General features: G+C 44.3%; 19 protein-coding genes, 2 tRNA genes, 2 rRNA genes and 1 pseudogene. 7 read left to right on the top strand and 17 right to left on the bottom strand.

Translation table 11 applies throughout. The features are described from left to right. Positions 1-296 precede the first annotated feature (296 nt). Positions 297-761 (top strand): LysE family translocator, encoded by a 465-nt coding sequence (locus KP77_RS18360; RefSeq protein WP_235420661.1) that lies wholly within the window; start codon positions 297-299, stop codon positions 759-761. Positions 762-896: 135 nt separating this feature from the next. Here the strand turns inward: KP77_RS18360 and KP77_RS03690 are convergent. Then, positions 897-1,241: pseudogene (locus KP77_RS03690) on the bottom strand (winged helix-turn-helix transcriptional regulator); the annotation flags it as partial. A gap of 104 nt (positions 1,242-1,345) precedes the next feature. Between KP77_RS03690 and KP77_RS03685 the strand changes: the two are divergent. Continuing rightward, positions 1,346-1,816: an EAL domain-containing protein gene (locus tag KP77_RS03685; RefSeq protein ID WP_052473940.1), complete on the top strand. Its 471-nt coding sequence runs from the start codon at positions 1,346-1,348 to the stop codon at positions 1,814-1,816. Positions 1,817-1,900: 84 nt separating this feature from the next. Here the strand turns inward: KP77_RS03685 and groL are convergent, their stop codons facing one another. Both groL and groES read right to left on the bottom strand, forming a co-directional pair. After that, positions 1,901-3,523 carry a chaperonin GroEL gene (groL, locus tag KP77_RS03680; protein WP_041121381.1) on the bottom strand — a complete coding sequence of 541 codons (1,623 nt, stop codon included), beginning with the start codon at positions 3,521-3,523 and terminating at the stop codon, positions 1,901-1,903. Between the two features lie 60 nt (positions 3,524-3,583). Continuing rightward, the gene (groES, locus tag KP77_RS03675; RefSeq protein ID WP_039807392.1) at positions 3,584-3,868 is read right to left on the bottom strand and encodes a co-chaperone GroES; all 285 of its coding nucleotides are present in this window, start codon (positions 3,866-3,868) and stop codon (positions 3,584-3,586) included. Between the two features lie 442 nt (positions 3,869-4,310). Between groES and KP77_RS03670 the strand changes: the two genes are divergently transcribed. Both KP77_RS03670 and KP77_RS03665 read left to right on the top strand, forming a co-directional pair. Beyond that, positions 4,311-5,060 carry a CPBP family intramembrane glutamic endopeptidase gene (locus KP77_RS03670; protein WP_041121383.1) on the top strand — a complete coding sequence of 250 codons (750 nt, stop codon included), beginning with the start codon at positions 4,311-4,313 and terminating at the stop codon, positions 5,058-5,060. After that, positions 5,061-5,264 carry a YdiK family protein gene (locus KP77_RS03665; protein WP_041121380.1) on the top strand — a complete coding sequence of 68 codons (204 nt, stop codon included), beginning with the start codon at positions 5,061-5,063 and terminating at the stop codon, positions 5,262-5,264. Between the two features lie 235 nt (positions 5,265-5,499). Here the strand turns inward: KP77_RS03665 and tatC are convergent, their stop codons facing one another. Genes tatC through KP77_RS03650 form a run of 3 tightly spaced genes read right to left on the bottom strand, consistent with a single transcriptional unit; the run spans position 5,500 to position 7,244 of the window. Further along, positions 5,500-6,306, bottom strand: coding sequence for a twin-arginine translocase subunit TatC (gene tatC / locus KP77_RS03660; protein ID WP_041121379.1), 807 nt, complete (start codon positions 6,304-6,306; stop codon positions 5,500-5,502). 18 nt (positions 6,307-6,324) lie between these two features. Next, on the bottom strand, positions 6,325-6,513 hold the full coding sequence (locus tag KP77_RS03655; RefSeq protein ID WP_041121378.1) for a twin-arginine translocase TatA/TatE family subunit: 189 nt from the start codon (positions 6,511-6,513) through the stop codon (positions 6,325-6,327). A 59-nt stretch (positions 6,514-6,572) separates the two neighbouring features. After that, on the bottom strand, positions 6,573-7,244 hold the full coding sequence (locus KP77_RS03650) for a redox-sensing transcriptional repressor Rex (RefSeq protein WP_041121377.1): 672 nt from the start codon (positions 7,242-7,244) through the stop codon (positions 6,573-6,575). 646 nt (positions 7,245-7,890) lie between these two features. Between KP77_RS03650 and KP77_RS03645 the strand changes: the two genes are divergently transcribed. Next, positions 7,891-9,828 carry an ABC-F family ATP-binding cassette domain-containing protein gene (locus KP77_RS03645; protein ID WP_041121376.1) on the top strand — a complete coding sequence of 646 codons (1,938 nt, stop codon included), beginning with the start codon at positions 7,891-7,893 and terminating at the stop codon, positions 9,826-9,828. Between the two features lie 580 nt (positions 9,829-10,408). Here KP77_RS03645 and KP77_RS03640 read toward each other — a convergent pair. From KP77_RS03640 to KP77_RS03630, 3 genes are read right to left on the bottom strand one after another with little or no spacing between them, the layout of a single operon-like run. Beyond that, positions 10,409-11,722 (bottom strand): MFS transporter, encoded by a 1,314-nt coding sequence (locus KP77_RS03640; protein WP_052473938.1) that lies wholly within the window; start codon positions 11,720-11,722, stop codon positions 10,409-10,411. Positions 11,723-11,776: 54 nt separating this feature from the next. After that, entirely contained in the window at positions 11,777-12,343 is a 567-nt protein-coding gene (locus KP77_RS03635) for a DUF2812 domain-containing protein (protein ID WP_041121375.1), read from the bottom strand. Further along, the gene (locus KP77_RS03630) at positions 12,330-12,647 is read right to left on the bottom strand and encodes a PadR family transcriptional regulator (RefSeq protein ID WP_041121374.1); all 318 of its coding nucleotides are present in this window, start codon (positions 12,645-12,647) and stop codon (positions 12,330-12,332) included. The genes KP77_RS03635 and KP77_RS03630 overlap by 14 nt, the downstream gene beginning before the upstream one ends. Positions 12,648-12,831: 184 nt before the next feature. On the opposite strand from KP77_RS03630, the gene KP77_RS03625 reads away from it, so the two are divergent. Then, positions 12,832-13,578, top strand: coding sequence for a MerR family transcriptional regulator (locus tag KP77_RS03625; RefSeq protein WP_041121373.1), 747 nt, complete (start codon positions 12,832-12,834; stop codon positions 13,576-13,578). Further along, entirely contained in the window at positions 13,575-14,222 is a 648-nt protein-coding gene (locus KP77_RS03620; RefSeq protein WP_041121372.1) for a VC0807 family protein, read from the top strand. The genes KP77_RS03625 and KP77_RS03620 overlap by 4 nt, the downstream gene beginning before the upstream one ends. 71 nt (positions 14,223-14,293) lie before the next feature. On the opposite strand, the gene tsaD is transcribed toward KP77_RS03620, so the two are convergent. The 8 genes from tsaD to KP77_RS03580 all read right to left on the bottom strand — a co-directional run. Continuing rightward, positions 14,294-15,304, bottom strand: a complete 1,011-nt coding sequence (gene tsaD, locus KP77_RS03615) for a tRNA (adenosine(37)-N6)-threonylcarbamoyltransferase complex transferase subunit TsaD (RefSeq protein WP_041121371.1) — start codon at positions 15,302-15,304, stop codon at positions 14,294-14,296. Next, positions 15,294-15,749 (bottom strand): ribosomal protein S18-alanine N-acetyltransferase, encoded by a 456-nt coding sequence (gene rimI / locus KP77_RS03610; RefSeq protein WP_041121370.1) that lies wholly within the window; start codon positions 15,747-15,749, stop codon positions 15,294-15,296. Before rimI ends, tsaD begins: the two co-directional genes overlap by 11 nt. Further along, on the bottom strand, positions 15,742-16,440 hold the full coding sequence (tsaB, locus tag KP77_RS03605; RefSeq protein ID WP_041121369.1) for a tRNA (adenosine(37)-N6)-threonylcarbamoyltransferase complex dimerization subunit type 1 TsaB: 699 nt from the start codon (positions 16,438-16,440) through the stop codon (positions 15,742-15,744). The genes rimI and tsaB overlap by 8 nt, the downstream gene beginning before the upstream one ends. Then, on the bottom strand, positions 16,441-16,893 hold the full coding sequence (gene tsaE, locus KP77_RS03600; RefSeq protein WP_041121368.1) for a tRNA (adenosine(37)-N6)-threonylcarbamoyltransferase complex ATPase subunit type 1 TsaE: 453 nt from the start codon (positions 16,891-16,893) through the stop codon (positions 16,441-16,443). 159 nt (positions 16,894-17,052) lie between these two features. Then, positions 17,053-17,128 (bottom strand) — tRNA-Asp (locus KP77_RS03595). Between the two features lie 7 nt (positions 17,129-17,135). After that, positions 17,136-17,209: transfer RNA gene (locus KP77_RS03590), tRNA-Met, on the bottom strand. A gap of 10 nt (positions 17,210-17,219) precedes the next feature. After that, a 5S ribosomal RNA gene (rrf, locus tag KP77_RS03585) occupies positions 17,220-17,335 on the bottom strand. Between the two features lie 183 nt (positions 17,336-17,518). Continuing rightward, positions 17,519-17,617 (bottom strand): 23S ribosomal RNA (locus KP77_RS03580); the annotation flags it as partial.

Here is a 17,617-nt window from a genome sequence, read left to right as displayed (position 1 = left end):
GTCAACAATTACGATACAGGAGTTTTCGTTTTCTTTCTATTTATAGCTGTTAATTTGTGCTAAATATGGGCTCTTACCACAGGTTGTGGTGATGAACCATTTTTTTGCCCCCATCCGAATAAGTACAATCTAAATCCACTTTTTAATAAATTCATCATAATTCTACAAGAAAGATTAAAAGACATTCCTACAATGGTGTGTTCAACTTCACCAAAAAATGAGTTAACTAATATTGATATTAAGTTAACTCAAATTCTAATGTTTTAAAAATGTTTTGTCAATGGAGATGAGGAAAAGTGAATGTAGATAAAAATCGGGATTACCACAGTCATTTAAATAATTTACATGATGAGTGCAAAAAACATATGTATTATCATGTAATTTTAACGATGACAGATGGCAGTTATGTGGATGGTATTATTGAAGATGTCGATTGGGACAGTGTTAGCATGTTAACTGGTGAGGATGTAATGGAGGATGAGCTGGAAAACTGGGATGAAATGGACACTCGACAATTCTATGGCGGTTACGGATATCCAAGAAGAAGATTGCGACGCTTCATACGCAGAGTTGTCGCAAGTGGTATTATCGTTGGTATATTAATTCATGACGTTGCTCTATCCTTTATTGTGCATTACAGCAGGCAATTACTTAATCAAAAAGCTATAAAATGGGTTTCTATTATTGCCGGAATTTTATTGATTGGATTTAGCTTTTACTTTGGGTATGAATTTATTCTGGAATTACAAAGTATGCACTGAAAAGAAAGGTATTCCAGCTAATCGATCATTAAATGCAAGGACGATCATTCCCCCTTTTATATGTGCATCCTGATTATTTCTTCCTGAATAAGAGCAAGTTGTGATCTGAAATAAAAAAGCTGATGGATCTTCTGCTTCCGTTTCCTTATCCAATACATTCTCAATATAATCTTTACCCCACTCATACATAACATCCAGAATTGGTATAAGACTTTTACCATGCTCAGTCAATGAGTATTCAACTTTTGGTGGAACGACAGGGTACACTTCACGGTGTATGATTAAATGATCTTCAAGTTCGCGTAATTGATTTACAAGCATTCTCTGGGTAATCCCTGGTATAAGGGATTTTAATTCACCAAATCGTTTTGTTCCTTCCTTACCTAAATGCCATAAAATCAACATTTTCCATTTACCACCGATTATTGAAAGTGTTAATTCTTTTTCACAGTTAAAGGTTTTATTCCCCAAATTCGGCATCCACTTCACTCCCCCTTATGTTATCCATTAGTATACTTTTTATCACTATATGCTTTTAAGGTGCGTACTATTTATGTTCGAACATACCAAGTATACTTTAAAACGTGCTATTGAATAGATTGTTTGTAAATGTATACCCCTCTACCATAATGAACCCTTTGTTTATTGGATTTCTGGACAATCTAAATGAGTCCTGTACCAGATCCTCAGAAATAATATTTGAAATTAGTGAAGCAGAAAAAGTATTAGATTTAAGTTCACTCAGGCAAATCGTAGACATATTAAAACAAAAAGGGTATGGAATTGCTATTAAGGATTTTGGTATAGAAGAGACATCATTGAAATCTGTTATTGATTTAGAACCAGACTATGTAAAATTAGACAAATCCATTTCTAAAGGGCTATTCAATTCAGATAAAAAGCAAAACGAAGTTAAAATGATGTTAGAAGTTTGTCAGCAAAAAAAGATGAAATTGATTCTGGGAGATATAGAAGATGAAAAGGATTTGGCAATAGCCAAAATGCTAGGCGTCCATATAGGACAAGGTTTTTTATTGGGGAAACCATTAGAGTAGGATGGAGTTTGTTTTAGGGATAGGAGAAAATAAAAACGCCAAACCTTTATTTATAAAGGTTTGGCATTTTTCTGGGGGATGACATTACATCATGCCGCCCATTCCGCCCATATCAGGCATTCCGCCGCCGCTTTCCGGTTCTGGAATGTCTGCTACGACAGCTTCTGTTGTTAAGAACATTGCTGCTACTGATGCAGCGTTTTGAAGTGCTGAGCGTGTTACCTTTGTTGGATCCACGATACCAGCTTCGATCATGTTAACCCATTCGCCGTTTGCTGCGTTGAAGCCTACGCCGACTTCTTCTTTCTTCAGGCGGTCAACGATGATTGAGCCTTCAAGGCCTGCGTTGTGTGCGATCTGACGGATTGGCTCTTCAAGTGCGCGAAGCACGATGTTGATACCAGTTGCCACGTCGTCTTCTGCTTCGATTGAAGCGACTTTGTTGTATACGTTCACTAGCGCTGTACCACCACCTGATACGATACCTTCTTCAACAGCTGCACGCGTTGAGTTCAGGGCATCTTCAATGCGGAGTTTACGCTCTTTCAGTTCAGTTTCAGTTGCAGCACCAACTTTGATGACTGCTACGCCGCCTGCAAGCTTTGCAAGACGTTCCTGAAGTTTTTCTTTATCGAATTCAGAAGTTGATTCTTCGATTTGAGAACGGATTTGTGCAACGCGTGCGCCGATTTGCTGTGCATCTCCTGCGCCTTCAACGATTGTTGTGTTTTCTTTTGTCACAACAACTTTCGCTGCGCGTCCAAGCTGTGACACGTTAGCAGACTTCAGATCAAGTCCAAGGTCTTCCGTGATCACTTCACCACCAGTCAGGATTGACAGGTCTTCAAGCATTGCTTTACGACGGTCACCGAATCCTGGTGCTTTTACAGCTACTGCGTTGAATGTTCCGCGAAGCTTGTTCACAACAAGTGTTGCAAGTGCTTCACCTTCAACATCTTCAGCAACGATTAGAAGCGGCTTGTTCTGCTGTACAACCTGCTCAAGCACAGGAAGTACTTCCTGAATGCTGCCGATCTTCTTGTCAGTGATCAGGATATATGGATTTTCAAGAACTGCTTCCATTTTGTCAGAGTCAGTCACCATGTAAGGAGATGCGTATCCGCGGTCGAACTGCATACCTTCTACAACGTCAAGCTCTGTTGTGAAGCCTTTTGATTCTTCGATTGTGATAACGCCGTCGTTACCAACGCGCTCCATAGCTTCAGCGATCAGCTGGCCGACTTCATCGTCAGCAGCTGAGATTGCTGCAACTTGTGCAATTGAGTCTTTGCCTTCGATTGGCTTAGAGATTGCTTTCAGTTCTTCAAGTGCAGACTGAACCGCTTTTTCGATACCTTTACGTACGCCAACAGGGTTAGCACCTGCAGTTACGTTTTTCAGACCTTCACGAATCATTGCTTGTGCAAGAACCGTTGCAGTTGTTGTACCGTCACCAGCGATTTCATTTGTCTTGCTTGCTACTTCAGCGACAAGCTTTGCACCCATGTTTTCAAATGCATCTTCAAGCTCGATTTCTTTTGCAATCGTTACACCGTCATTTGTAATCAGCGGTGAACCGAATTTCTTTTCAAGAACAACGTTACGTCCTTTTGGTCCAAGTGTTACCTTTACTGCATCAGCAAGCTGATCAACACCGCGAAGCATTGAGCGGCGTGCTTCTTCACTAAATTTAATTTCTTTAGCCATTTGTAAGGTTCCTCCCAGAATGTAATATGGTTTTAAATCCTATGTGTTTTAATAATTGAATTAGTTTACGACAGCCAGAATATCGCTTTCACGAAGGATCAGGTATTCTGTGCCCTGGTATTTCACTTCTGTTCCAGCGTACTTAGAGAAAAGGATACGGTCATCAACAGATACTTCAAGCTCAACACGCTCACCGTTTTCAAGCACACGTCCTGTACCTACGGCAACGATCTTACCTTCCTGCGGCTTTTCTTTCGCACTATCCGGAAGTACAATCCCGCTTGACGTTTTATCCTCAGACTCTACCAGCTCAATTACTACGCGATCACCTAATGGTTTTAACAAGTGAAACAACCTCCTTGAATTATGTTCTTCGTTTATTAGCACTCTATATATCTGAGTGCTAACACAATTATTAGTTTAAATAATTCCATTTCTTTTTGCAAGTATCACGGGGTGAAATTTTTTAAAAAAATTGTTTATAAAAACCGCTGCCCCTCTCCGTGCAGGACTTCGCTTTCCTGCCCCCGGGCGGTGAGCCTCCTCGGCTTCGCCTGCGGGGTCTCACCTGTCCCTTCCTGGGGCGGGAGTCTACGTCCTGCACTCCGAGGGGCAGCTCAGTTTGAATCATAAATTATGTATTCCTATCTATAACGAATAATAAATATCACTCCTTCCTTTTCACAAAATGTCTACTAAATACGTCTGACATGGTGGCTTTGAATTGAAGGTGCTGTAGTTCAATAGTAGAATAAACAGAACGAATCTTTTTCAAAGGAGTATGATTGTGAACCGCACCTTTCTCATTATATTAATCACATACGTGTCTATGCAGCTTTCTACATTTGTAGCCGTGCCGCTTGCGCTGTTGGTCAGCGGGATGGTCAGTGACAGTGAGCCTGCTGTGCTGCTTTATTCGATATCCGGTTACTGGATCTTTATCAGCTTCTCGATCGGGCTGCTTATTATTTTACTGGTGATGAACAAAAATAAAGGCGTGCTTGATCTGCCAGGGGAAAAAACAAGTCCCGGCATGTCTGCGATCTGGGCGTTTATCGGGATCTTCCTGGCATTCTTCAGCCAGATCATTGCTGTTGCGATTGAATCACTGATCGGCATTAGTCCAGGGTCTCAGAATACAGAGGATATTATCGGTCTACTGTCTTATGTGCCGCTTGCAGCGGTTGCTGTTGCAGTGATTGGCCCGATTCTGGAGGAGATTGTTTTCCGCGGGGTGATCTTCGGATGGCTGTACCGGAAATATAATTTCTTTATTTCAGGACTGATCAGTGCATTGGTTTTCGCAGTGGTGCACATGGACTTTACGCACATTCTGCTATATGCAGCAATGGGCTATGCATTCGCATTCCTTTATGCATATACTAAACGCATCATCGTGCCGATCATCGCACACATGGCGATCAACTCATTCGTTGTGTTAACACAGTTCTTCTTCGCTGAACAGATCCAGCGCTGGGCTGAATTGAACGAGACGATGTTCGCACTGTGGCGCTTTGCAATAGGGGGAATTTTGTAAATGAGATCTCCACTCGGACACGGAGTCTTCTATCTGATCCTTGGCGTGTTTTTCGTCTACTTTGCGATCAACAGCGTCAACGATAGTGGCTGGGGCTTCTTCGCCTATCTGTTCGTTGCCTTTGCAACGTATGATATTGGCGCAGGGCTGAGGCTGATTGGACTCCACTTTAAGATTAAGAAGCATATGAAGGAGAAGAAGTAGCGGCTTGGGGCCGCTGCTTTTTTGTTTTGTGGTTTTTTGTGAATGGCGGGTGGGTATTTAGTCATGAAGTGGCGAACATGGTTGGAGATACGTCGAACACAGCATGTTTTGCGTCGAACCCCCGGACCCAGAACCCGAACACCAGCTGACAAGTAGCGAACACGCCGATATTTACGCCGAACCCACCCCCGACAAACTCCCACATCCCGCCCCAAAACAAAAAAACAGCAGGGAATCACTCCCCGCTGCTTTCTCTCTCCGCAAGTTCGCGGTCGATCCGCTCTCTGCGTTCCTGTTCTTCTAGTTCAAGCTGTTCTGCTTCTGCTTTTTGTGCTTTTCGGTAACCGATCTTTGCAATCGACAGGCTGATTTCATATAACAAAATCAGCGGGACGGTTACGATCATGTGTGAAAAGATATCCGGCGGTGTGACAAATGCTGCGACGACAAGCAGACCGAAGTATGCGTACTTACGGATGCTTGCTAGAAACATTGGTGTAACGATTCCAAGTCTAGTAACAAATAACATGATCACCGGCAGCTGGAATAAGAAGCCGAATGGAATTGTCATTTGGAATAAGAATTGGAAGAATTCGTTGATCCCGATGACCTGTTCGATTTCAAGATTGTTCGACAGATTCATCATGAAGCGGACAACAAATGGGAATAAAATAAAATACGCAAACGCAAGGCCTGATAAGAACAGGATGACTGATGCCGGAATGTAACTGAGTGTTACTTTCCGCTCTCTGTCACTCAGACCCGGGCTGACAAACGCCCATAACTGATACAATATAATTGGTGCCGTCATGATCAACGCAGTGAACATGATAATCTGGAAATAGATCTTTACAGGATCCGTTACCCGGAATGCATTCAATGTCATCGATGCTGCCTCGTCTGAGGACTGGAGGAATTTCATCAACGGCTCTGCTAAGAAGAAGCCTCCTACCATCGAAATGACAAAGAAAACGACTACAATGATGAGTCGTTTTCTTATTTCACCTATATGTTCATGGACGGTCATATCTTGCTGGTTCATATGGCCACCATCCCGTAATTATTGCTGGTTTTCGTTTTTCTTTGCCGGCTTAACATCGTCATCATCATCTGCAAGTCCTTTTGTTGCATCCTTGAATTCACGAAGGGTGCTGCCTGCTGCTTTTCCTAGCTCCGGCAGTTTTTTAGGACCAAAAATTAATAATGCAACGATTGCGATCACGGCAAGGCTGATTCCGCCTGGTAACATGATGCATGCACCTCCTCTTTCTTCCTTTATCATAAATCAATTTCATTTGTTTGGCTATTCTATATCTGGTCTAATTGTGACGTTTCTTCGTCATCTGATCCATAATTTTTCAAAAAGTAAATCAGTGACTGTAATTCGACTGCAAGATCGATATGATGGATCCTCATATGCTCAGGCACCGATAGTCTTGCAGGTGTGAAGTTCAGTATCCCTTTAACCTTCAGATCAATCAGCCGATCTGTGATGTTCTGTGCCGGACCGGCCGGAACAGTCAGGATTGCGACTTCAATATCACTGCCTTTCACCTTCTCTTCAAGCTCGTCCATCGAGTAAACCGGCACTTCACCAATTGACGTGCCTGCTTTTTTAGGATCTGCATCAAACGCCATTTCAATCTTTGTATTATTGTTTTTCAGGAAATTATAGTGTAAGAACGCTGTCCCCAGATTTCCGACACCAATCAGCACAACCTTCGTCGTCTCGTCCTGATCAAGTGTTTTACGGAAAAATGACAGCAGATACTCAACATTATACCCATAACCCTTTTTACCAAGTGCACCAAAATACGAAAAATCCCGTCTGATCGTTGCTGAATCAACCTTTACAGCCTCACTCAGCTCTTTCGAAGAAACACGTTGCTTTCCTGATGAATGCAGGTTCTTCAAAAAGCGATAATATAACGGCAGCCGCTTTGCAGTTGCCTGAGGAATCTTCATTTGTTCCTGACTCATTCCTGTACTCCCCCTAAATCCAACAGTGCCATAGACACCGCATGTAAAGTGAAGCTGTTAACGCTTCCAAATCTATCTGTTAAAGATGGTCTTTAAAGACCGCTGACCCTTTCCGCAGAGGGCTGCGCTTTCCTGCCCCCGGGCGGTGAGCCTCCTCATGCTTCGCCTTCCGGGGTCTCACCTGTCCCTTCCTGGGGCGGGAATCTCCGCCCTCTGCTCCAAAGGTCAGCTGAGTTTTATTGAAGACTTTAATTAAAAGCTTCAATTATTGTATGGAATTTTTATGTTAGATACTTTTTCACAAGAACAATCAAGTCCTATGCAAAGCGCTGATCGCAGTGGAAGGCGGTGACTCCGGAGCGATAAGTAGGCTAGCTGAGACCCCGCAGCGCAACGCGCGAGGAGGCTTAGCGACCACCGCTCGGAAAGCCTCCGCCTGAAACGGAGATCAGACGCCAGTATCTTAAAATCCAAACGATCTATGTGTGACAACAAATTCCTTTTAAATACAATCCAAGTCCCTATTGTATCATACACCATTACGGTATCTGCTTGCAAAGTATGCAACATTTTTCACAATGGCACTTCATTGCTTATGAGAACCTCTGTGCGATACACTTAAGAGGAAGAAAAATGAGGTGAGCTAATGATTTTACTGCAGGTAAACAATCTCTCCAAGTCATTCGGCGCAGAAGAGATTCTTTCTAATATAAAGCTTGAAGTCCAGACAAAAGACCGTATCGCACTTGTCGGCCGTAACGGTGCCGGAAAGTCTACCCTTTTAAAAATCATCGCCGGACAGATGTCTCATGACAATGGCGATATGAATAAACCAAAAGGCGTATCGATCGGTTATCTCGAGCAGCACAGCGGACTGGAATCCGAGCTGTCGATCTGGGATGAAATGATCGGTGTATTTGATCACTTAAAAGAGATGGAAGTACGATTACGGGAAGCCGAACAGCAAATGGCGGACCCCGACGTTTATGAAAATGCGGAACGCTATAACCGTGTGATGACGGAGTATGATGAGCTGCAGATTCAGTTCAAGGATGCAGGCGGTTATCAATATGAAGCGGATACCAGAGCCGTACTTCATGGCCTGCGCTTTCAGTCATTTGATTATGATACGCCAATTTCCACTTTAAGCGGCGGACAGAAAACGCGTCTTGCGTTAGGAAAATTACTATTAACAAAGCCTGACGTGATGATCCTCGATGAGCCGACCAACCACCTGGATATTGATACACTCAGCTGGCTGGAGTCTTACCTTCAGGGTTATCCGGGTGCCATTCTGATCGTCTCGCATGACCGCTACTTCTTAGATAAAATCGTCAATCAGGTTGTGGAGATTTCACGCAAGCGCTCTAAGAAATTTCACGGCAATTACAGCCGCTACCTTGATCAGAAGGCGCTTGATTATGAGCGTGAGATGAAGGAATTCGAGAAGCAGCAGGAAGAGATCGCGAAGATGGAAGACTTTGTCGCGCGTAATCTGGCGAGGGCTTCTACGACGAAAATGGCGCAGAGCCGTCGTAAAAAGCTGCAGAAGATGGACAGAATGGATCGTCCTAAAGGTGATGAGAAATCAGCAAGCTTCGGGTTTTCGATTGACCGTCAGAGCGGGAACGATGTACTGAAGCTGCAGGATCTTTCTGTCGGCTACGACGCACCCGTTTCGCAGCATATCAATGCAGCCGTCACCCGTGAAGACAGCATCGCGCTGATCGGACCAAACGGTGTCGGGAAGTCGACCCTTTTAAAAACGATTGTGAAAAAGCTTCCTGCACTTGCCGGCCAGATTCAATACGGATCGAACGTCAGCATCGGTTACTATGACCAGCAGCAGGCAGAGCTTCACTCAAATAAAACAGTGCTGAATGAGCTGTGGGATGACTATCCGATGAAAAATGAAAAGGATATCCGCACCGTGCTTGGTAACTTCCTGTTCTCAGGTGATGATGTTCTGAAGCCTGTCTCAACTTTGAGCGGTGGAGAAAAAGCGCGCCTGGCACTGGCCAAGCTGATGATGCAGAAATCAAATCTGCTGATACTGGATGAGCCGACCAACCACCTGGACCTCGACAGTAAGGAGATCCTTGAAAATGCGCTGATCGATTATCCGGGAACGATTCTGTTTGTCTCGCACGACCGTTACTTCATTAACAGGCTTGCGACAAAGGTGCTCGAGCTCTCTGCTGAAGGCAGCACAGAATATCTTGGCGACTATGATTATTATATGGAGAAGCTGAACGAGCAGGCTGAGCTTGCGGCGATTGAAGAGCGGGAACGTCTCGAGAAAGCACCAGCTGCAGAAAAGCCGACTGACAAATCAGCCTTCGCGCTTGATAAAGAAAAGCAGAAAGCTGAGCGTAAAAAACGCAGACGGTTAGAGGAAATTGAGCTCCAGGTAACAGAGCTTGAAGGTACAATCGAAGAACATGAAAATCTGTTATGCGACCCTGAGATCTTTCAGGATCACGAGCGGGTCATGAATTCGAATGAAGCCATTGAACAAGCAAAGACGCAGATGGACCAGCTGCTTGAAGAGTGGGCTGAGCTGGAAGAGGAATTGAGCGATTAATTCTGAGCAGGGATCCTTTGGGGTTCCTGTTTTTTTTGTTTTGAGGTTCATGAAATTTTGACGGTGGTTCAGGAGATTTCTGTAATAGTCCCTGACATTTGCACGGGTATTCAGGAGATTTCAGGCTAGGTTCATGAAATTCCAAGCCTGGTTCATGAAAAAGTGTAATTATACCTACTCCCCCCACCACTCACTACCGTCTCATCTCACCAACCCTACTAACAATTATTTTTCACAAACTAACATCACTCACCACCTGAATTCTCTGCAAATCCACCCTATTCTCCCTCATCCTTCCGTTTCCGAAATATCAGGCAATTGTGAATAACTTTTCGCTTATATTTGTGTGAAAATTGCAAGTAAATTATGTACAGAATGTGAACGTAGTGTAACAGAATGATGACAATGCACAGAGTTATACACAGTACACACAGCGCAATCATGCTTTTTAACAGAGTTATGCACATTACCCACAGACTTGTACACAATTATCAACATTATCCACATAAAAAGACACGCCGAGTTATATACAGCTATTTTAACAGTTACCCACAGCTTATCCACAGAAAAACACAGCTTTTTACAGCTGTGTTTCGTGTCTCATTGACTTAGTTCCGCATGCCCAGAAGATCACCGGAATCAGGATGAGTGATAATAATCCTCCACCTAACGAGAGAATTAAAAAGCTTGATGCACCCACAACCATTCCTGAAAGTGCACCGCCGGCCGCTCCTGATAATGCAATGAACACATCGACTGAGCCCTGCGTTTTCGCTCTCACTGAAGGGTGTGTCGAATCCACAATCGTTGCTGTCCCACTGATCAGGCCGAAATTCCATCCAAGACCGAGTAGCATCAGCGCTACAATCATGCCAGTTAAAGATTCTCCAGGCACCAATGCCCCGACAACACCGGCTGCCAGCAACGTGAAGCCCGCTGCTGCCGCCATAAATGTACGACCAAGCTTATCAACTAGTACACCTGTTACGAGAGAAGGCAGGTACATCGCAGCAATATGAAGACCGATTACAAGGCCGACTGCACTGAGTGCATGACCGTGATTGCCCATATGCACAGGGGTCATAGTCATCACAGCCACCATAACAATCTGCGTGAGCACCATGACAACGCCCCCTGTAATCACGCCTCTTCTTTTCAGACCCGAGACGTCAAACTGATCAACAGGTGCTGTCTGTTCTTTTACCGACTCAGATAAGGTACGTGCAATGAGCAACGGGTCAGGCTTAAGCATCATAAATAAGATCATTCCTGCTGCGATATAAGCCGCTGCCGCTAAAATAAACGGTCCGCCGAGTGCCGGAACGCCAATTGATTCAGCAAACCGGCCCATGACACCAACCAGATTCGGCCCCGCAACAGCACCCAAAGTCGTCGAGACCATTGCAATACTGACTGCCGTCGCACGCTGTTTGTCAGTTGCCAGATCTGTTCCTGCATAGCGCGCCTGGAGATTGGTTGCAGTGCCCGCTCCATAGATCAGCAGGGAAATCAATAATAGCGGGACGCTTTCCCATACAGCCGCTCCCACGACGCCAATTGCACCAATTCCTCCAGTTACAAATCCAGCACCAAGTCCGATCCGTCTGCCGGCTTTTTGCGACAGTCTGCCAACTAACAGTGCAGCTCCTGCAGAACCCAGGGTGAACAATGCGACAGGAAGTCCAGCATAGCTATCCGTTCCAAGCATATCCTGCGCGAGCAGTGCACCAACTGTGATCCCGGCAGCAAGACCTGCTCCGCCGAAAATCTGTGAAAGTACTACCACCCACAGCGTTCTTTTATAGAGCTGCGTACGTTTCTCTTCATTATCTATATAAACCTGAATATATATATTCATATACTGCATCTCCCGTTCCTGTCTGTCTACCAACATTGTACGCCCCGGGGTGTATTCATACAATGGGAAAAGTCTTTAATGCCAGGAGAATTAAGTCTCTTTCAAAGCCCTATGCTGTTTATAAGCTGTATAGTAACTGCTGCTAAATAAGCCGACTAACAATAATGGGGTAAGCTTCAACAAAGCAAAAGGAGTCTCAAATATAAAAGCCTTCCAGAACAACGATCCTTCCATACGCCAGATACTTTCATGGTACAGCTCAGTATCACTGTATAGTAAAAATGCAAAAGTTAAACACATCGTCCCTAACCAGAAGGAATACTGCATTAACCGTTTATAATAATTTGCTTTGGACTCGCGATCTGAGAAAATTTCATTTCGATGATCATTTTCCTTTTGCCAATAGCGTACTCCGTTCAACGGAGTACTTTTTATATAGCACCAGCCGAAATCCTCATAGACTCCTTTATATTCTTCAAGCTTTTCCCCGGTTAAACGCTCCTGATAATCAAGGCGCAGCACGTAGCTCTTATCTGTTTTTTCAAAAGTGTATATACCCAGGCTGCTGACATGTGTACAGCGATAGCCTTTTTCGAGTTGCTTATTCAGCCACTGTTCTTCTTTTTCAATATTAAAGAATACTTTAAACTTTTTCATTCGATTCACTTCCTTCATACAAGGATAGGATGTGCAGTAATCTGTCCTGCTCCACTTTCAAAATGCGTCTGCCTTCTGCCGTGATCATATAAATCTTTCTGCGACCTGAATGCCCAACCGGTTCGATCCAGTCGTGTTTACTCATGTTTTCAATTGCGCCGTATAATGTGCCTGCCGCTAAAATGACGGTCCCGCTGCTCATCTCTTCTGTCTTCTGCATCACAGCATATCCGTGTAGCGGTTCACGCAGCGCCAGCAGAATATAATGCATCGTTTCTGACAACGGCAATAACTTATGCTTCATTTTTCTCACCTTCTATTCAGTTTAACTATATAGTTGAGCTTAATAATAAGTTAATACAGTTGAACTGAATAGTCAAATATATTTCCAAAATTTTCGTGCGAATTTACAAAAAAGGGTTGAACCTTACGTTACGTCAAGTTTTATAATATCGTTAAAGGAATAATCAGGTAAGGGTTGTGGTGATATGTATTCAATCGGTCAACTTGCTAAGATCAGCAACAGCACTGTGCGGACGCTGAGATATTACGATGAAATAGGCTTATTAACACCCGGCTCCAAAACCAGTGGCGGCCACCGGCTTTATACGGATCAGGACATCACAAGGCTGCACCACATTATGACGCTAAAAGACCTTGGACTTGAACTCGAAGTGATTCATCATATCATCAAAAATAAGCAAAGCAACTTAAGAGAAACATTGAATCTCCGTTTGGAAAAAATCAACTTTGAACGTGAACAGTTAAACAAAGCTGAGCAGTCCATTCACTCTATATTAGAGTTAATGTCCCTTGAAGGGTCGAGCAATTGGGAAGATATTTTTCACACATTTAACCGTCATCCCTCTACTAAAAAAGAATTAGAAGAGATCTGGAGTCAGCATTTCACGCAGGAAGAACAACAGGCACTGGCTCACCTGCCCTCTTTTGGAGACGGGAGTGAGCTGACAGAAAAATGGATTGCACTGGTGAATGATGTACATAAGAATATTGAAGAAAATGTTGAAGGGGATATTGCCAGAGCGTTAGCACAGAGATGGATCAGTCTGGTTGAGGACATGTATAAGGGGAATCACCAGCTGGCTCAAAAAACCTGGGAACTGACTAAATCAAGTGATGAGAGTTTAGGGTTTTATCAATTTGATAAAGAAGTCGTTAAGTTTATTGAAGAAGCAATCCACTTTCATTTCAGTCATAACGGAGGGGGAAAATGAGGAAAATTGCGTTTCTGGATCTCGTTTTTTACGTTGGGATCCCTTATTTACTATGGAACTATGGCAGAGACCCTTTAGGAGACTACTATGCGATGCTGCTCTCCACCGTTCCCGGTTTTGTTTATACCATTTATAGATTTATTGAACAGAGGCAATTGAATATGATGGGATTCTTTATCATCAGCTCACTGATCATTTCAACAGCTGTCAACATACTTTCTTCAAATGCAGAAAATATGCTCTGGAACCAGGTGTACCTGGGATATGCATTCGCAGCTGTTTATCTGTTATCAATTATCTTCAAAAAACCCTTAGCCCTTACGTTTGCAATAGATTTTGCTTTCTTACAGGGATACCCGAGAGAAAATAGCAAAGCACTCTATTCCACTCAGGGAATCTTTATGTGGTTTCAGCTGCTGACCTGCTTATTTTTCTTCCGCGGAATATTTCAGAACACTCTTAAAGCATGGTTGATATCAAACTATGGCGTGAATGGATATGACCAAATGCTGATCTATCTTACTATTAGCGGATGGATGTTCAACGGCCTGATCTTTGCAGGGTTTATCTTTATCAGCTCAAAAATTAACCACTTTCTTGAGGAGAACGATTTTCAGTTTCCTATCAGTCATTCAGAAGGATAAAGTATCTCTTATAAAAGAAAAAACACTTGGACATTAAAATCCAAGTGTTTTCAGCAAGACTGCATCTATATTTATAACATCAATCCGGGATTCGCATTCATCGTCAGTGTCGAACGCTTCCCCTGCTCATACATCACAGTTCCCGCTGCTGCGATCATCGCTGCATTATCCGTACATAGAGACAGCGGCGGAATCACCAGCTCAAGATCCTCTCTCTCACCAAACATCTCAGTCAGGCGCGTACGCAATCCTTTATTCGCAGCAACGCCTCCTGCAAGTAACAGCTGCTTCACGCCATACTCTTCAACCGCGCGCTTTGTCTTCTCAGTCAGCACCTCAACCACACTCTCCTGGAAGCTTGCAGCAAGATCCTTCACATCAATCTCTTCACCGCGCTGCTCTGCGTTATGAAGTGTATTGATCACAGCTGACTTCAATCCGCTGAAGCTGAAATCATATGACCCTTCCTCAAGCCAGGCTCTAGGCAGCTTCACTGAAGGTGTGCCTTCATGCGCCAGCTTATCAATATGCGGACCACCCGGATAAGGCATCCCAAGCGTCCGGGCTACTTTATCATAAGCTTCACCAGCTGCATCATCCCGCGTCTCTCCGATTACCTCAAAAGAACCGTGTTCTTTCATTAAAACAAGTTCCGTGTGCCCGCCTGAGACAACAAGCGATAGCAGTGGAAATTTCATTTCTTCAATCAGGCGGTTCGCGTAAATATGCCCCGCAATATGATGAACGCCAATCAACGGCTTCTGATGCGCAAATGCAATTGCTTTTGCCGCATTCACACCAATGATTAATGCACCGACAAGTCCTGGACCTTCTGTTACTGCAATCGCGTCAATTTCATCCATCGTCACTTCAGCCTGCTCAAGCGCTTCCTCAACCACAATCGTCATCTGCTCAACGTGGTGACGGGAAGCAATCTCAGGCACCACTCCGCCAAAACGTTTATGACTTTCAATCTGTGAAGCCACTACATTCGAAACAATTTCCGTTCCATTCCTTACAACAGATGCAGCAGTCTCATCACAGCTCGTCTCAATTCCTAAAATAAGTGTCTCACTGCTCATTTAGCTTCACCCACATGACTAATGCATCCTCTCCATTATCTGAATAATAATTTTTCCTGATCCCGCCTTTTGAAAAACCAAGCTTTTCATAAAGCGACTGCGCAATATGATTACTCACTCTTACTTCAAGCGTCATCATCGTTACTCCTTCATCACGCAGCTGATCCATCACTCTGACCATCAGCTTTTCACCAATTTTCCGCCCGCGCAGCTCAGGAATGACAGCCACATTCGTAATATGCGCCTCATCCATCACCAGCCACATACCGCAGTAACCTGCAATCACACCATTCACTTCAAGCAGCAGATACTTGGCAAACTGATTAATCGTCATCTCATTTTCAAATGCTTCACGGCTCCATGGCGCGCTGAATGAAGCTTCCTCCACAGCGAGCACCCCATCAATATCCCCATAAGTCATCCACCGGAACCGGATCTCATCCATTCTTCTTTTCCTGCTCTTTCAGCCAGTTTGCCTCCGCTTCTGCAAGACGGATATAATTCGGCACAAAGCCATGTGCATCCTCATCAGGCAACCCTTCAGCATGCTTTGCCATCATCACAGCACTCGGATAAGCCTCTTCTTCAGATACACGGTACGCACGGTCCCCAAGAACAGACTGAATCTCTTCCCAGAACACATCAACATCCGCACCCGTAAACAATACGCGCTCTTCTCTCTCAGCTAAATGAACCAGCCAGTCGCTAATCGCCATATTACGATCCTCTTCAAGCGTCCACCAGCCATCACGATATTCATAAAGCCCGGTGTACACATTTCCTCTGCGCGCATTCATCAGCGGGACAACCATACCATCAAAATACTTCCCCGGCCACGCCAGTGACAGCAGACTCGACACACCGACGATTGGAATATTTAACGACCATGCAAGCGTCTTAGCAAGCGTCACTCCAATTCTCACGCCAGTATAAGATCCAGGTCCTTTTGCTACAACAATCCGGTTAAGAGAAGCAGGAGTCACATCCAGTGACGCCAAAAGCGCTTCTACCTCACTCATTGCCTGCAGTGAATGATTTCTTTTTATATTAATCAGCTTTTCACCCATCACTGAGCCATCTTTTAATACAGCAAGCGACATCGGCTGATTCGATGTATCAATCGCAAGTACAATCATCTAAAAAATCTCCTCACATAACAATTCATAACGTGCACCCTTTGGCTTCAACTCAAACCTTCTTGCCTGTTCACCCTCATAATAAATCGAAAGTTCAAGCCTCTCCTCAGGCAGCTGATCTGCAATCAGGTGCGCCCACTCAACGACACACACGCCATCTCCATTAAAATACTCATCAAACCCAAGATCCTCAAACTCATCCTCTACACGATACACATCCATATGATAAAGCGGCACTCTGCCCTGATATTCCTTCATAATGGTAAATGTCGGACTATTCACCGTTCTCTTAACTTCAAGACCTTTTGCAAGACCTTTTGTAAATGTGGTCTTCCCTGCACCAAGGTCACCCTCAAGCGTCAACACATCTCCTGCCCTCAGAAGACTGCCAAGCTTCTCTGCAAAAGCATCAGTCTCCTCAGCTGAAGAAGATCTCCATTCAAATGTCTTCAATCTATTCACCCCGCTGGTTCTCACATTGTTCATATCATTTAAAAAAGACTCACCCACGCGGAGTCAGTCTGTCAGTTTCATCTATCAGTATCAGTTTACACGAAAAAGTTTCTTCTTTAAACAAAAAAATAACCATGACCAGTGTCATGGAAACTTAAATGGCGGTCCCGACCGGGATCGAACCGGCGATCTCCTGCGTGACAGGCAGGCATGTTAACCGCTACACCACGGGACCAAGGTAATTGCGGGGGCAGGATTTGAACCTGCGACCTTCGGGTTATGAGCCCGACGAGCTACCGAACTGCTCCACCCCGCGACGATATAAAGCCTAGCGACGTCCTACTCTCACAGGGGGAAACCCCCAACTACCATCGGCGCTGAAGAGCTTAACTTCCGTGTTCGGCATGGGAACGGGTGTGACCTCTTCGCTATCATCACTAGACATAAGGCTCGCGCCTTCAAAACTGGATACGTACATCAAAGTAAGGGATTCCGAGAATCACCTAGTCCAGCTTCAGCTCCTAGCTTTTCGGCTGCTTCACCCTGTCTGTTTGAGACTGACGTCTCATCCATTCAGGCTTCCACCAGCTCTCAAAGCTGACCAGTCGCTTCCACTTTCTCATATTTGGTTAAGTCCTCGATCGATTAGTATTCGTCAGCTGCACATGTCACCATGCTTCCACCTCGAACCTATCTACCTGATCATCTTTCAGGGATCTTACCA

This window comes from Jeotgalibacillus alimentarius, assembly GCF_000829445.1.
GTDB lineage: Bacteria > Bacillota > Bacilli > Bacillales > Jeotgalibacillaceae > Jeotgalibacillus > Jeotgalibacillus alimentarius.
Note: the sequence above shows the minus strand (reverse complement) of the source record. Positions and strands in the feature narration are given on the sequence as shown.

Bases quoted from the DNA above. Each gene is read 5' to 3' on its own strand.
- groL (WP_041121381.1), bottom strand. From the start codon at position 3,523: ATGGCTAAAGAAATTAAATTTAGTGAAGAAGCACGCCGCTCAATGCTT.
- KP77_RS03665 (WP_041121380.1), top strand. From the start codon at position 5,061: ATGAGATCTCCACTCGGACACGGAGTCTTCTATCTGATCCTTGGCGTG.
- tatC (WP_041121379.1), bottom strand. From the start codon at position 6,306: ATGAACCAGCAAGATATGACCGTCCATGAACATATAGGTGAAATAAGA.
- KP77_RS03655 (WP_041121378.1), bottom strand. From the start codon at position 6,513: ATGTTACCAGGCGGAATCAGCCTTGCCGTGATCGCAATCGTTGCATTA.
- KP77_RS03650 (WP_041121377.1), bottom strand. From the start codon at position 7,244: ATGAGTCAGGAACAAATGAAGATTCCTCAGGCAACTGCAAAGCGGCTG.
- KP77_RS03645 (WP_041121376.1), top strand. From the start codon at position 7,891: ATGATTTTACTGCAGGTAAACAATCTCTCCAAGTCATTCGGCGCAGAA.
- KP77_RS03640 (WP_052473938.1), bottom strand. From the start codon at position 11,722: ATGTTGGTAGACAGACAGGAACGGGAGATGCAGTATATGAATATATAT.
- KP77_RS03635 (WP_041121375.1), bottom strand. From the start codon at position 12,343: ATGAAAAAGTTTAAAGTATTCTTTAATATTGAAAAAGAAGAACAGTGG.
- KP77_RS03630 (WP_041121374.1), bottom strand. From the start codon at position 12,647: ATGAAGCATAAGTTATTGCCGTTGTCAGAAACGATGCATTATATTCTG.
- KP77_RS03625 (WP_041121373.1), top strand. From the start codon at position 12,832: ATGTATTCAATCGGTCAACTTGCTAAGATCAGCAACAGCACTGTGCGG.
- KP77_RS03620 (WP_041121372.1), top strand. From the start codon at position 13,575: ATGAGGAAAATTGCGTTTCTGGATCTCGTTTTTTACGTTGGGATCCCT.
- tsaD (WP_041121371.1), bottom strand. From the start codon at position 15,304: ATGAGCAGTGAGACACTTATTTTAGGAATTGAGACGAGCTGTGATGAG.
- rimI (WP_041121370.1), bottom strand. From the start codon at position 15,749: ATGGATGAGATCCGGTTCCGGTGGATGACTTATGGGGATATTGATGGG.
- tsaB (WP_041121369.1), bottom strand. From the start codon at position 16,440: ATGATTGTACTTGCGATTGATACATCGAATCAGCCGATGTCGCTTGCT.